Annotated in this window: 15 protein-coding genes and 2 pseudogenes; 14 read left to right on the top strand and 3 right to left on the bottom strand. The window is 40.7% G+C overall.

The features are described 5' to 3' along the window. Positions 1–240 precede the first annotated feature (240 nt). From ROSEINA2194_RS18145 to ROSEINA2194_RS18125, 5 genes are all read left to right on the top strand, one after another. On the top strand, positions 241–1,170 hold the full coding sequence (locus tag ROSEINA2194_RS18145) for an ABC transporter ATP-binding protein (RefSeq protein WP_009861050.1): 930 nt from the start codon (positions 241–243) through the stop codon (positions 1,168–1,170). Further along, on the top strand, positions 1,167–2,072 hold the full coding sequence (locus ROSEINA2194_RS18140; protein ID WP_009861049.1) for an ABC transporter permease: 906 nt from the start codon (positions 1,167–1,169) through the stop codon (positions 2,070–2,072). The genes ROSEINA2194_RS18145 and ROSEINA2194_RS18140 overlap by 4 nt, the downstream gene beginning before the upstream one ends. A gap of 71 nt (positions 2,073–2,143) precedes the next feature. Then, entirely contained in the window at positions 2,144–2,581 is a 438-nt protein-coding gene (locus ROSEINA2194_RS18135; protein ID WP_009861048.1) for a LytTR family DNA-binding domain-containing protein, read from the top strand. A gap of 15 nt (positions 2,582–2,596) precedes the next feature. Next, entirely contained in the window at positions 2,597–3,040 is a 444-nt protein-coding gene (locus ROSEINA2194_RS18130) for a DUF3021 family protein (protein ID WP_009861047.1), read from the top strand. Between the two features lie 40 nt (positions 3,041–3,080). Further along, entirely contained in the window at positions 3,081–3,476 is a 396-nt protein-coding gene (locus ROSEINA2194_RS18125; RefSeq protein ID WP_009861046.1) for a C-GCAxxG-C-C family protein, read from the top strand. Between the two features lie 71 nt (positions 3,477–3,547). On the opposite strand, the gene ROSEINA2194_RS18120 is transcribed toward ROSEINA2194_RS18125, so the two are convergent. After that, the gene (locus ROSEINA2194_RS18120; protein WP_009861045.1) at positions 3,548–4,186 is read right to left on the bottom strand and encodes a hypothetical protein; all 639 of its coding nucleotides are present in this window, start codon (positions 4,184–4,186) and stop codon (positions 3,548–3,550) included. Beyond that, positions 4,176–4,463 carry a cysteine-rich small domain-containing protein gene (locus tag ROSEINA2194_RS18115; RefSeq protein WP_009861044.1) on the bottom strand — a complete coding sequence of 96 codons (288 nt, stop codon included), beginning with the start codon at positions 4,461–4,463 and terminating at the stop codon, positions 4,176–4,178. The genes ROSEINA2194_RS18120 and ROSEINA2194_RS18115 overlap by 11 nt, the downstream gene beginning before the upstream one ends. A gap of 103 nt (positions 4,464–4,566) precedes the next feature. Between ROSEINA2194_RS18115 and ROSEINA2194_RS18110 the strand changes: the two genes are divergently transcribed. The 4 genes from ROSEINA2194_RS18110 to ROSEINA2194_RS18095 all read left to right on the top strand — a co-directional run bounded on the left by ROSEINA2194_RS18110 (position 4,567) and on the right by ROSEINA2194_RS18095 (position 8,828). Further along, positions 4,567–6,135: a Y-family DNA polymerase gene (locus ROSEINA2194_RS18110; RefSeq protein WP_009861043.1), complete on the top strand. Its 1,569-nt coding sequence runs from the start codon at positions 4,567–4,569 to the stop codon at positions 6,133–6,135. Between the two features lie 136 nt (positions 6,136–6,271). Continuing rightward, positions 6,272–6,685 carry a YolD-like family protein gene (locus tag ROSEINA2194_RS18105; RefSeq protein WP_009861042.1) on the top strand — a complete coding sequence of 138 codons (414 nt, stop codon included), beginning with the start codon at positions 6,272–6,274 and terminating at the stop codon, positions 6,683–6,685. A 102-nt stretch (positions 6,686–6,787) separates the two neighbouring features. Next, a complete protein-coding gene (locus ROSEINA2194_RS18100; RefSeq protein WP_009861041.1) occupies positions 6,788–8,059 on the top strand; it encodes an AAA family ATPase in 1,272 nt (423 codons plus the stop codon). 190 nt (positions 8,060–8,249) lie between these two features. Then, on the top strand, positions 8,250–8,828 hold the full coding sequence (locus tag ROSEINA2194_RS18095; RefSeq protein ID WP_009861040.1) for an HDIG domain-containing metalloprotein: 579 nt from the start codon (positions 8,250–8,252) through the stop codon (positions 8,826–8,828). Between the two features lie 39 nt (positions 8,829–8,867). On the opposite strand, the pseudogene ROSEINA2194_RS18090 reads toward ROSEINA2194_RS18095, so the two are convergent. Next, a pseudogene (locus ROSEINA2194_RS18090) lies at positions 8,868–9,715 on the bottom strand (DegV family protein). 155 nt (positions 9,716–9,870) lie between these two features. Between ROSEINA2194_RS18090 and ROSEINA2194_RS21395 the strand changes: the two are divergent. The 5 genes and pseudogenes from ROSEINA2194_RS21395 to ROSEINA2194_RS18065 all read left to right on the top strand — a co-directional run bounded on the left by ROSEINA2194_RS21395 (position 9,871) and on the right by ROSEINA2194_RS18065 (position 14,117). Continuing rightward, positions 9,871–10,131 (top strand): hypothetical protein, encoded by a 261-nt coding sequence (locus tag ROSEINA2194_RS21395; RefSeq protein WP_147334806.1) that lies wholly within the window; start codon positions 9,871–9,873, stop codon positions 10,129–10,131. A gap of 312 nt (positions 10,132–10,443) precedes the next feature. Beyond that, on the top strand, positions 10,444–10,818 hold the full coding sequence (locus tag ROSEINA2194_RS18080) for a GntR family transcriptional regulator (RefSeq protein WP_021923187.1): 375 nt from the start codon (positions 10,444–10,446) through the stop codon (positions 10,816–10,818). A gap of 120 nt (positions 10,819–10,938) precedes the next feature. Continuing rightward, positions 10,939–11,786, top strand: a pseudogene (locus ROSEINA2194_RS18075) (ABC transporter ATP-binding protein). Beyond that, on the top strand, positions 11,786–12,433 hold the full coding sequence (locus ROSEINA2194_RS18070; protein WP_009861033.1) for an ABC-2 transporter permease: 648 nt from the start codon (positions 11,786–11,788) through the stop codon (positions 12,431–12,433). The pseudogene ROSEINA2194_RS18075 and the gene ROSEINA2194_RS18070 overlap by 1 nt, the downstream one beginning before the upstream one ends. A 79-nt stretch (positions 12,434–12,512) precedes the next feature. Then, positions 12,513–14,117: an AAA family ATPase gene (locus tag ROSEINA2194_RS18065; RefSeq protein ID WP_044928825.1), complete on the top strand. Its 1,605-nt coding sequence runs from the start codon at positions 12,513–12,515 to the stop codon at positions 14,115–14,117. Position 14,118: the final 1 nt, after the last annotated feature.

The following is a 14,118-nucleotide window of genomic DNA, read 5'->3' as shown; positions in this document are numbered from 1 at the left end:
AAGAGAGTTGGCATGAAAATTGTAGTTAATCTATGAATTAAATAAATAACTTTAGTTGATTATTATTATTTTGTGAACTTGTATGTCTGCAACTTACCACCCCAAAAACGCATCTTACCTTATCCCCAGTAGATTTTCAAAACAGATTATGTTATACCATGATCAGAGAGAAAAAGCGGTAAAGTTACTTTTGTCCAGCAATTTCGATTAAGTGATATAACAAAAAAAGGGGTGTGCAATATGCAGAACGAATATGAATCCACAGATATTATCCGTATTGAACATTTAAATAAAACCTTCGGTGATGTAAAAGCAGTCAGGGATCTGGGCTTTTGTGTGAAAAAAGGCGAACTGTTCGCCTTTTTAGGTGTGAACGGTGCAGGAAAGAGCACGACGATCTCAATTCTCTGCGGACAGTTATCGAAGGACAGCGGAACGGTACAGATTAAAGGAATCGATAACCAAAGAGCGGGCGAACAGACAAAGCGGCTGATTGGCGTAGTTTTTCAGGACAGTGTGCTTGATAAGCCGCTCACTGTAAAAGAAAACTTAAAGAGTCGGGCAGCTCTCTATGGCATTACAGGCCAGGCATTTGAAAAAAGATTACAGGAACTGCTGGATATATTGGACTTTGGCGACTATTTAAACCGCCCGGTCACAAAATTATCCGGCGGTCAGAGAAGAAGAATCGACATAGCGAGGGCATTGCTCCACAGACCGGAGATCCTTATTTTAGATGAGCCGACTACCGGGCTGGATCCGCAGACGAGGCAGGTGATCTGGAATGTGATCGAAAAACTCCGCATAGAGGAGCAGATGACCGTTTTTCTGACAACCCACTACATGGAAGAGGCTGCAAATGCCGCGTATGTGGTGATTCTCGACAAAGGCAGTATTGTGGCGGAAGGAACACCATACGAGTTAAAAAACAGGTATGTGCAGGACACGATTTCTGTTTATGGTGTAACCGAAGCACAAATTAAGTCTTTACATTATAATTATAAGAAAGTACGTGATGGTTACCAGATAAAAGTAGATAATACGTCAGAAGCAACGAAACTGATCGTGGAGCATCAGGAATTGTTTCAGGATTATGAGGTTGTAAAAGGCGGTATGGATGATGTTTTCCTTGCAGTGACAGGCAAAACCTTAGGAGGTGGGCGCGAATGAGAACGATGACAGCTCTGATAAGCAGAAACAGAAAACTTTTCTTCCGGGACAGAGGGATGTTTCTTTCTTCCCTGATCACACCGGTAATTCTGATTGTTTTATATGCAACATTCCTTGCAAATGTATATAAAGATTCCTTTTTGTCTGCATTGCCGGATACCGTACAGATTTCTGAAAAACTGATCAACGGAACGGTGGCGGCACAGCTTGCGGCGGCACTTTTGTCTGTGAGCTGTATCACAGTGACATTCTGCGTGAACCTGACGATGGTGCAGGATCTTGCGAACGGTGCGAGAAAAGATTTTAATGTGTCCCCAGTGAAAAAATCTGTGATTTTTCTGGGATATTTTCTTTCAACATTACTCAATTCCCTGATGGTCAACGGACTGGCACTGGTCGTCTGCCTTGTCTATATGTGCAAAATGGGCTGGTATATGAGCGTGACGGATGTGCTTTGGGTGATTTTGGATGAGATCCTTCTGGTATTATTTGGCTGTGCACTCTCAAGTATCATCTGTTATCCGCTGAAAACACAGGGGCAGATGTCGGCAGTCGGAACAATCGTGAGTGCCGGTTATGGATTTATATGCGGTGCGTATATGCCAATCTCCAATTTCGACACCGGACTGCAGAAAGTATTGTCAATTCTGCCGGGCACTTACGGAACTTCTTTGCTGAAAAATCATATGCTGCGTGGAATCTTTGAGGAGATGTCGGCGAATGGCTTTCCGGATGAGGTTGTGACGGCAATCGGGGATTCCTTAGATTGTAATCCGGTTTTCGGGGGACATGTCGTAAGTATTGATCAGATGATATTTATTATGATGACAAGTATCGTAATTCTTGGTATTCTGTATTTAGTAATTGTAAACAATTGCGAAACTCATAAGAATCTTAATTGAACAATTGAAAGAAGATTATATGAGGAGCTTCGCAATTATCTATAAGTAATTACATCAAAAGGAGAGTCCCGATGAAAATCACCATACTGGATACAATCCCCGGTGAAGAGGATGAGATCATTATAAAATGCCAGAATTTAAGCGAGGATATACAAAATCTGCTCCAGAAATTAAAACAGGGAAACACCAAGATCGCGGGGCATAACGAGAATGGTATCCATCTGCTGGAGCCGGATGAAGTTTACTATTTTGAGACGGTCGACAACAAAGTGTTTGCCTGCTGCAAAAAAGAGGTTTACGAAGTGCGGGAGAAATTGTATACATTTGAGGGCATGCTTCCGGTTGAATCGTTTATGCGGGCGTCAAAGTCTGCGATTTTAAATCTCAACAAAGTAAAAAGCTTATCGCCAGCCTTTGGCGGACGTTTTGAGGCAGTATTAGACAATGGCGAAAAGACGATTATTTCAAGACAGTATGTGCCTGTTTTAAAAGAACGGCTTGGATTGTAAAAGAGGTATGAAGAGATGGCAGAGAAATTAAAAATGTTGATGGATATATTTGGCAAAATCACGTTTGGAGTATTGATGGCGGCAGCAGTTTTTATTTCTGTTTTCGAGGGATTTGATGCACAGATCAGTGTAAAGATACTCTGGCAGATATTGGCAGTTTCAGCGGTGTGTTCAGTTCCGGTTCTTATGTTTGACTCAGATGCATCGAAGGAGCTGTCAAAAAAGGGAATGTTTGCCAGACAGCTATTATATTTCATTTTTGTGAACATTGTAGTTTTAGGGCTTGGAAAATTATTTGAGTGGTTCAGTTTCCAGAATTTTAGCATGGTACTTTTTATGGAGGTTCTCATTATTGCAGTCTATGCGGTTGTGAATATCATCTGTTATCTGAGTGACCGTGCAGATGCACAGAGCATGAATAAAAAATTACTGGAAATGAAAAAGAATAAGAAAGAATGAGCAACTGACATTATTTTAAAACGAAAGAGAGATATTTAAAATGAGTAAACACACTGAAAGAGCAAAGGAATTAAGAAGTGAAGTGCCGGTTAGCAGCAACTGTGCACAGACGGTGATGCGTGTATATGCAAAGGAAATCGGGTTGGATGAAGATCTGGCAGCAGCAATTGGCAGTAACTTTGGCGGTGGAATGAGATGCGGTGCAACCTGTGGAGCGATCGCAGCAGGATACATGGTATTAGGTGCCAAGGGAATTGAGGCGCCGGCTGTATTGAATGAATTTCGGAAATGTATGGCAAAAAAACATGACGGTATGACAGATTGTGCAGATCTTTTGCGTGCAAATGCAGCAAAGGGTGGTGAGAAAAAACCACATTGTGACAACATGATCGAGGAAGTGATCACACTGATCGATGAACTGACAGACGGTAGATAATAGAAGGAGAATGCAGCTCCTTTAGCTGTTTCCCATCCTGCTGCATGAATTATGGATCTTTTGCTAAAACGCTATGTTATATGGAATATCTGCATGGCACCATAAGTATGCGGCAGATCCTGCAGAGGAGATTTTCTGGAAGGACAGGAAAGATTCTTACAGGTTGAGCAGGTATTACATAATTGTCTGAGATCTGCGTGTGTATTTGTATCCAGATGCAGGATAAGCGCAGCTGTTTTGAGGGGCAGAAGCATCTGACCTTCGGTAAGACCGATCGCATCCGGCGCAAGGCGTTCATAGATTTGTGGAAGAAGATCAAGGGAATAGGTATCTCCGAGAAAAGATAATTCTGCAAGGGATAAACCACTTTGATCTTCTATCACATGTGCAAATTCTGCGTATGCTTTTGACAAAAGCAAAAGACTGACGCAGTCCACAATATAGGCTTCCTGGATCTGTTCATGATTCAGATATAATTCTGACAGCTCATCGATACCATTTCCAAGTGTCACAAATCCATAGGCATAATGAGGGAGGAAAATCCCATCCAGATTCTGATCGAGGGAGTAATACGCACAGGATTCCACCAGTGGGAGAAGTGCGGTATAAATCGCTTTTATATATGGAAGATCAGCCGGAGAAAAATGAAAACGGCTGCAAAAATCTTTCCAGTCATCAGAGGACAATTGTGGGGTAAGTTTACATTTCATGAGGCATGTCCCCCTTATCTGAAGCTGCCATAACGGCAATGATCTCCTGAAAGCGGCTTATGATCTTATCATAATTGCTGCGCTGATGCGGAAAACCACATTTCATGCAGGATTTGACTCCATTTTCTAAAAATTCGCAGTTCCCACCACAGGATTTCCCAAGTGTATAGAGAGGACAATAACAAAACAGACAATTAAAGTCCTCCTCCGGAATTCCTTTATGGCAAGGAAAATATTCACATTTTTTGTTTTGGAAAAATTTATAATATTCACTCATAATGCTGTTATCATCTCATATTTTGGTGAGTAAATCAACGAATAAATTGCATTTGTTTCATCCATAATTTATATCGATCCCATCCATTGTGAATTGACTGTCAATGACATATAATAGAGCAGAAGAAGGAGGTGCGTTTGTGAGCGGAAATGAAAATCATATTTATATCGCAATTGATTTAAAGTCGTTCTATGCCTCTGTTGAGTGCCGGGAAAGAGACCTTGATCCACTGACCACGAATCTTGTCGTGGCGGATGCAGAGCGGACAGAGAAAACAATCTGTCTGGCAGTTTCCCCTTCTTTAAAAGTATATGGGATTCCGGGACGAGCGAGGCTTTTTGAAGTCGTACAGCGTGTGAAAGAGGTCAATCAGGAGAGATCGCAGAAGCTGCCGAAAAGAATGTTTGAGGGAAGCTCCTGTTTTTCGGACGAACTGAAGGAACACCCGGAGCTTTCCGTCACTTATGTGACAGCAAAGCCACGAATGGCACTCTATATGAAATACAGTACACAAATTTACGACATTTATCTGAGATATATTGCGCCGGAAGATATGCATGTGTACTCCATCGATGAGGTTTTTATGGATGTGACGCATTATCTGAACACCTATCATATGACGGCAAAGGAGCTTGCGTCAAAGATGATTCTTGATGTGATGCAGGAGACCGGTATTACCGCCACAGCAGGAATTGGAACCAATCTTTATCTATGCAAGGTGGCGATGGACATTGTGGCGAAGCATGTCGCACCGGATGCAAATGGAGTGCGCGTTGCAGAACTGGACGAGATGACTTACCGGAAACTTTTGTGGAGCCACAGACCGCTGACCGATTTCTGGCGGGTAGGACATGGCTACCGGAAAAAGTTAGAGGAGGCCGGACTTTACACGATGGGAGACATTGCACGATGTTCCATAGGTGAAGAACGGGATTATTATAATGAAGAACTGCTTTATAAAATGTTTGGAATCAATGCAGAGCTTCTGATCGACCACGCATGGGGGTATGAACCGGTCACGATTGCGGATATCAGGGGATATAAGCCGGAGACAAACAGTATCGGTTCCGGTCAGGTGCTGCACTGTCCTTACGATTTTGAAAAGACAAAGCTGATCGTCCGCGAGATGACGGATGCACTGGTGTTAGACCTTGTAGAGAAACAGCTTGTGACAGACCAGATTGTACTCGATATTGGTTACGATATTGAAAATCTGACGAACCCGGACATCCGGAAAAAGTATCATGGCGAGGTAAAAGCAGACCGATATGGAAGATTCGTTCCGAAGCATGCCCACGGAACAGCAAATCTGGATACAAAAACATCTTCTACAGCAAAAATCATGGACGCCGTTTTAGATTTATATGAGCGCATTGTGGATAAGAATCTTCTGGTGCGGCGTGTTTCTGTCACAGCGAACCGTGTTGTGGATGAGCATATGGTATCGAATGAGACAGAGTTTACACAGATGGATTTATTTACCGATTATCAGGCACTGGCAGAGAAACAGAAGGCAGAGCAGGCGAGAATGGAAAAAGAGCGCAGACTGCAGGAGGTAATGCTCTCCGTGAAGAAAAAGTATGGTAAAAATGCGATGTTAAAAGGAACCAATCTGCAGGAGGGTGCAACTATGATAGACAGAAACAACCAGATTGGCGGGCATCGTGCCTGAATTTTTTGAAAGTAGTTTTTTTGTATAGAAGCAGGCAGAATTTCGAACAAGACAGTGATCCATGCGTTCAGAGGCACATTTTTTGTATGAAAGAGGAAACGGCAGACCGTAGAGAGTGAAGGAAAGGAGAAAGCGGATGACGGAAAGCGAAGAAAAATATGGGGATATTCTGAATTTACCTCATCATCAGTCAAAAGTTCATCCACAGATGTCGATTTATGACAGGGCTGCGCAGTTTTCGCCATTTGCTGCATTGACCGGACATGAGGATGCAATCAAAGAAACAGCGAGACTGACAGAAGAACAGGTGGAACTCGATGAAGATAAGCAGGAAGAACTGAATGAAAAATTACAGACATTGATTGCGTATGCCACAAAACATCCGACAGTGTCAGTAACTTATTTCAAGCCGGATGACAAAAAGACCGGAGGAGAATATGTGACTGCCACAGGGATATTTCAGAAATTTCGTGACTATGAGAGGACAATCGTGCTGGAAGATGGAACAGATATTGAATGTGACAGGATCGTTGAAATCAGGGGGATTTAAAAAGGAAATAGAGGAAATCTTTTTATAAATAATAGCAATGTATATTCGTATAAAGCATAATATCCTGCAGGATGTGCAGAAGTATGGTACACGGAGGTGTCTATGGAAAATCCGAAAGAGCGTATTGAAGATATTTTAAAAAGAAATCCTTATCTTGACGCAAAAGAATCTTTTTTTGCAAGCAGTGGAGAGAATGACTGGCAGGCAATCAAGCGGCTATGCTACTTTTTATACAGACATCACAAGGTGCTGCCAATTATTCTTGTGGATGAATATGACACACCATTGCTCGAAGCGTATACGCAGGGGTATTGGGATGAGATGATCGCCGCATGCAGACAGATATTTCATAATGCATTTAAGCAAAATGATTTTTACAGCCGCGCGATTATTACCGGAGTAACAAGAATTTCTAAAAATTCGTTGTTTTCGGATCTGAATAATCTGGAAGTAGACACAGTTACCTGCGACGCATATTCAGATTGTTTCGGGTTTACAGAGCAGGAAGTAATGGATGCACTGAAATGTCAGAATTTGGATAAGATGCGGGATGTGAAGGATTTGTACGACGGCTTTATTTTTGGCAAACAAAAAGATATGTACAATCCGTGGTCAATCTGCAATTATATCAGGCAGGGAGAACTTATTTCTTATTGGACGAATACGAGCAGTAATAAACTAATTGGTGATATCATCAGAAAGCATCCTGTCGGGCGAAAATATGAGATCGAACAGTTAATGTCCGGTGAAAAAGTGCATAAGGAAATCAACGAGAACATTACATTTCAGTATCTGGATGGCGATGAGAACAGTTTGTGGTCACTGTTATTATCTGTTGGTTATATTAAGGCTGAAAATGTGGTGCACAAAGTGGATACCATTGAGTGTGATGTGTCAGTTACGAATAAAGAAGTTATGGCAATGTTTCGTACAGAGATTCTTGGAATGTTTCATAATGGATTTTCCGTATATAACAGGTTTGTGAAGGCTCTGTTGGAGCATAATATAGAAGATATGAATGATTATCTGTCAGAGATTGCATGCACATCCATGAATTATTTTGATATTGGAAATGAAAAAGAGGCACGCACGCCAGAGAATTTTTATCATGGTCTGATACTTGGACTGATTGTAACACTTAGGGACAGGTATCGTATTGTTTCAAACCGTGAGAGTGGACGGGGCAGATATGATATTGCAATGTATCCGTTAGAGAAGAATCAGGATGCATTTCTTATGGAATTTAAGGTTTGGGATAAGAAGAAAGAAAAAAATCTGGAAGAGACAGTCGAAAAGTGCGTTCCGGCAGATAGAAGAAAAAAAATATGTGACAGATCTTGTCACAGCAGGAATCAACGAAGAACGTATTTATAAGCTTGGTTTTGCATTTGCAGGAAAAGAAGTACTTGTGAAGGAGAAAATATAGCTTTTTTAGAAAATAAAATCTGTGATGATAAAAAATTGACATCTTGTGAGAAAAAGTATAAAATAACTAAAAACCTATCGGATAAGTATGAAATGAAAATTCTATCCGACGGAATGACAGGAAAAGAGGAACACGAAAATGGAGCATATCACAAGAGAAGAAGCCTATGATTTATTGAAAAAGTACAACAAAGATCCTTTTCATATCCAGCATGCACTGACTGTGGAGAATGTGATGAAATGGTATGCAGAGGAGCTTGGATTTGGCGCAGACGCAGAATACTGGGGTATTGTTGGTCTGCTTCATGATATTGATTTTGAACTTTATCCGGAAGAACACTGTATCAAAGCACCGGAACTTTTGCGCGAGGGTGGAGTCGGCGAAGACATCATACATGGCGTGGTTTCACATGGCTATGGAATTACCGTGGATGTTGCTCCGGAGCATGAGATGGAAAAAGTATTATTTGCAGCAGACGAGCTGACCGGTCTGATCTGGGCGGCAACTTTGATGCGTCCGTCGAAAAGCACAAAAGACATGGAATTGAAATCCCTGAAGAAAAAGTATAAGAGCAAAGGGTTTGCCGCAGGTTGCTCCAGAGAAGTGATCGAGCGCGGAGCAGAGCAGCTTGGCTGGGAATTAGACAAACTGCTCACAATGACTTTGGAAGCAATGAAAGCTACGGAAGATGAGATTAATACAGAGATAGAAAAGTAAAAGAAACAGAGGTTTGGGAAGAAAACATCCGAACCTCTATTATTTTGCAATAAACAGAACACCAAGTGTACCGGGACCGCAGTGGCTTGACACGACACCACCGGCCCTGGTTTCTAATATCTCATGGAAAACACCGAGGCTTTCCAGATACGAGCGGACGGATTCCACCGTTGCAGCGTCACAGCCGGAATGTGTGATGAATACGCGGTCAGGTCTGGCTGCTTTTAAATCAGTTTCCATATCTTTTACATAGGACATGATAACAGAATTGATCTTTCCGCGGTATTTTTTGTCGCATCCATAGCACCGTTTTCTACCACGATTTTTGGATGCAGCTTTAAGACACCGCCGGCCATGGCAGCAACAGCGTTACAACGTCCGCCACGGTACAGGTAGGTGAGGGTATCCACGACAAAGCTTGCTCTGACATTTGGTTTTAAAGTTTCCATGACAGAAGCAATTTCGGATGCAGAGTGTCCGTTTTTTGCCATAATGGCAGCTTCTATCACAAGAAGTCCGATTCCGGTGGAGAGATTTGCGGAATCAATCACGGTGATCCGGTTTTCTGCTTCTAGTTCCCCGGCAGCAAGACGCATGACATTGCCGGATGTTGACATACTGTTTGAGATGGAAAAGCAGACAATCTCGCGTCCTTCTTCCACATAAGGGCGAAAAAGTTCAATCGTTTCTGCCAGAGACGGGGCGGAAGTTTTTGGGGTTGTTTTATGCTCATCGGACCAGGAGTAAATCTCATCCGGTGTAATTGTTTTTCCATCTTCAAATTCCTCATCTCCGAGAAGAATATGAAGCGGGAGAATATCGATATCGTATTGTGCAACTAATTCTGCTGAGAGGTCGCATGTGCTGTCTGAAATTATTTTTACCATATTAAAAAAGTCCTTTCTGTGAAAAATATCCTATTTCTTCGCCCAGCCAAAATAGCAGCATATGAATCAAAAAAATAATCCAATAGGCTTTCGAAAAATAGTCTGCGAATGAGTTTATATGTCTCCAATTAATAAAATCCAAAAGAATCATTCCAATGGGATTTATTGAAATTGTAAGAAGAGATGCCAGGAAAGCCAGTATGACTCGTGTTATCCGCTTAGTTTGTGAAGAAATAATGGTTGCTCGCCCAATTTCAAATACACATATTCCCCATATTAAAATCATAACGAACACTGCCGGCAGAAGCAGGAAAAATAGAAATGGAAATATAAAATATATGACATTTAAGATCAAAAACAGGAACCAGTATATGGAAAAGGGAGTCAGATTTACTTTCATAATGTTCTCCTCCTGACATAAATACAGAAAATTGCGAAGCAACACTTTATTCTATAGTAACATAAAATATTATGCATGGCATACACAAAAATTTAATTTTTCATGAAAAAGTTATTAACGAGTATTGTCTGTACAAATTCCCACATGAAATTACAAAAAAATAGAATAAACAGTATATAACAGTTGACGACAGATATGCACTGTTATATACTGTTTACTGTAAAGGGAGATAAGATTGAAAATTGACATTTTCAATCTGGAAATTGTGCTGACGCACAAAGTTCCCTGATTTATGAAAAGCCGCTGAAGCGGCAGAATGAGAGGAAGTATGCATATTATCTTAAATCATTCCTCCATGGTTCCGATTTACGAACAGCTCATGGAGCAGATAAAATCAGATATTATTCAGTCTGAATTAAAAGAAGGAGAGGCACTTCCGTCTGTGAGGACGCTCGCAGGGGAGCTTCGGATCAGTGCGCTGACGGTCAAGAAGGCTTACGATAAGCTGGAAGAAGAGGGATTTGTTACGACTGTTCATGGAAAAGGTACTTATGTATCTGCCTCGGATAAACAGCTTGCACTTGAAGCAAGGCAGAAAGCGATAGAAGATGACTTCGATAAAGTGATCGACCGGGCACTTTCCATGGGGATGAAGAAGGAGGAAATATCTGAGGTTGTAAAACTGATTCTCGATGAGAAGTAAAATCGGTAAGAAACTTTTGAAATAGATATGACACAATCATGAAATGCTTGATGAGGTATTTGCTTCAGATTGATGTAAAAAGTCAGACAACAGAACATAAAAAAGAAAGGCGGAAATTGTATGATAACAATGCAAAATGTCCGGAAAACATATGGAAACTTTACTTTTGAAATATCAATGGAACTGCCGGAAGGACAGATACTGGGGTTGATCGGGAAAAACGGAGCAGGAAAAAGTACCGCAATCAAACTGATTCTTGGTCTTTGCCGGGCAGATGAGGGCAGCATCAGGGTATTTGGTCATGAGAGTAAGGAATTGCCGGAGACACTCAGACAGGAGATCGGAGTTTCTCTTGCAGAATCCGGATTTTCCGGGGAACTGACCGTAAACGATGTAAAACATATTTTAAAAAAATGTATTATTCGTTTGATGAAAACTATTTTATAAAACAGAGTGAAAATTTAAAACTTCCGATGAATAAGAAAATCAAAGAATTTTCAACCGGAATGAAAGCGAAACTCCGCGTGCTGACAGCTATGACACACCATGCGAAGCTGCTGATCATGGATGAGCCGACAGCCGGACTGGATGTGGAGGCGAGAAACGAGATTTTAGATATGTTACGGGCTTATATTGCAGAGGATGAGAGCCGCAGTATACTTATTACGTCCCATATTTCCACAGATTTAGAATCCCTATGTGATGAACTTTATCTGATCCATGATGGAAAACTTATTTTGCACGAAGGGACAGATGCAATCTTAGAGCAGTATGGCATTTTAAAGGTGAGTGAAGAACAATACCGCACGCTGGATCAAAGCTCTATTTTAAAAGTGCAGAAAGAAAATTACGGCTATGCATGTTTTACGAATGATAAGAAGTTTTATCAGGAAAATTATCCGCAGATTGCAGTGGAAAATGGAGGGATTGATGAGCTGATTCTTATGATGACAGGAGGGTACAGATAATGGCAGGTTTATTGGAAAAAGATATTCGGTTATTATGGGGAACAAAACAGACACTGGTAATTTTGTTTGCAATTGCAGTTGCAGTCACATTTTCCGGCAACGGAAATTTTATCATTGGATATCTGCCGTTTGTGGTAGAGATGATTGCAATCAGCACGATAGCGTATGACGAGATGGATCATGGCTATCAGTTTTTATTGACACTGCCGATCAATAAAAAAACCTATGTAAGAGAAAAGTATCTGCTTTGTGCCGGAGGAGTAGTGGCAGCCTGGGTAATTGCAGTCTGCCTGTATTTGGTGTCAAAAGTGGTGCGTGGTATACCGGTTGCTGTGGCAGAAGATATGCTGACAGCCGCAGTGATTTTGCTAATCATTCTTTTGATCAGTTTTTTCATGATTCCGGCGCAGATTAAGTTTGGCTGTGAAAAGAGCCGGATTTTGACATTAGGAATGATGGGAGTAATTGCTGTGATTGCATATCTATGTGAGGTCGTATTCGGAAAAGAGCGGTTGTATCAGGCGCTGACCGTGATAGACAATATGAATGTGGCAGTTCTGGCTGGTAGCATCATCGGGATTACACTGCTGGCACTGTTCATTTCGTACCAGATCAGCAGGCGTATTATGGAGAAGAAGGAGTTTTAACAGGAATTAACAGATGATTCTTGCACCCATTTGGAAAAAAAGATATACTCATAGTATCAGGCTAAGGGGGGCGAGTAGAATGGGACAGTTTTTAAATAATAAGGAACCATATGATAAATACAAGACCGTAATGAATGGAACCTTTTTTGTTGATAAGACAGAAATATTAAAAGAATTAATTCCAGCATTACAGCAGGAACAGCGTTTTTTCTGTATTACCCGTCCGCGACGTTTCGGAAAAACAGTTATGGCAAATATGATAGCAGCTTTTTTTGAAAAAAATAGTGAAAAATCTTTATTTGAGAAGCTTGCAATCGCACAATATGATCAATATAAGGAGCAGGCAGGCTGCCATGATGTGATATATATTGATTTTAGTGAAATGCCAAGAGAATGTCATAGTTATGAGGAGTATATTGGCAGAATACAGGATGGACTTGTCAGAGATATTAACGAGGCATATCCGGAGATTGCGATAGACAAAAATGAGGCGGTCTGGGATGTGCTTTCTCAGGTTTTTGACAAAACAGGACATAAATTCATATTTGTGATGGATGAATGGGACGCAGTTTTCCAGATGTCTTTTGTTACGGAACGTGACAGAGAAAATTATCTGCTTTTTCTGAAACTTTTATTGAAAGGGAAAAGCTATGTAGAACTGGCATATATGACCGGTGTACTTCCGATTGCAAAATATTCAGATGGTTCAGAACTGAATATGTTTTTGGAATACAATATGGCAACAAGAGTTCGGTTTAGTGAATATTTTGGCTTTACAGAGAGTGAAGTTGACAGATTGTACCAGTGCTATCTGGAGCAAACAAAAAAGCCACAGATTACACGCGCAAATCTCAGGGAATGGTATGATGGATATCACACTGCATCAGGAGAAAGATTATACAATCCACGTTCGGTAGTATGCGCATTGACAGATAATCAATTGTCAAATTATTGGGTGAGTTCAGGAAAATATGATTCTATTTTCACATATATCAGTCATAACGTAGATGAAATCCAGAACGATCTTACTTTAATGTTTGCAGGAGAAAAAATACCAACAGGGATACAGGAATATGCTGCAACAGCACCAGAACTAAAGACCAAAGAGGAGATATATTCTGCAATGGTAGTATATGGTTTGCTGACGTATGATAATGGAAAAGTATTTATACCAAATAAGGAACTTTTGGGAAGTTATGCAGCAATGATGAAAAAAGAACAATCGTTAGGATATATTTATCGTCTTGCCAACATATCATCACAGATGCTACAGGCAACACTAGCCAAAGATACAGAGACAATGACAAAAATCATTCAGTATGCTCATAATACAGAAGTGCCGATTTTGTCTTATAATAATGAGACAGAACTTTCGGCAATTGTCAATCTTGTTTATTTGTCTGCAAGAGATCAGTACAGAGTTGAACGTGAGGAGAAGGCTGGAAAAGGATTTGTAGATTTTATATTTTATCCGGTTCGATATGATCAGGATTGTATCATACTAGAATTAAAAGTAGATCATTCACCAGAAGATGCAATTGCACAGATTAAAGAAAAAGACTATGCTTTGCGGTTCAGAGGAAAAACGGCAGAAAAAAATAAATATACAGGACGTATCCTCGCGGTTGGAATCAGTTATAACAAAGAAACAAAAGAGCATGATTGCAAAGTGGAAGAAATATAAA

The sequence above is a fragment of the Roseburia inulinivorans DSM 16841 genome (genome assembly GCF_000174195.1).
Lineage (GTDB): Bacteria > Bacillota > Clostridia > Lachnospirales > Lachnospiraceae > Roseburia > Roseburia inulinivorans.
This window is presented reverse-complemented; position numbering and strand designations above follow the sequence as displayed.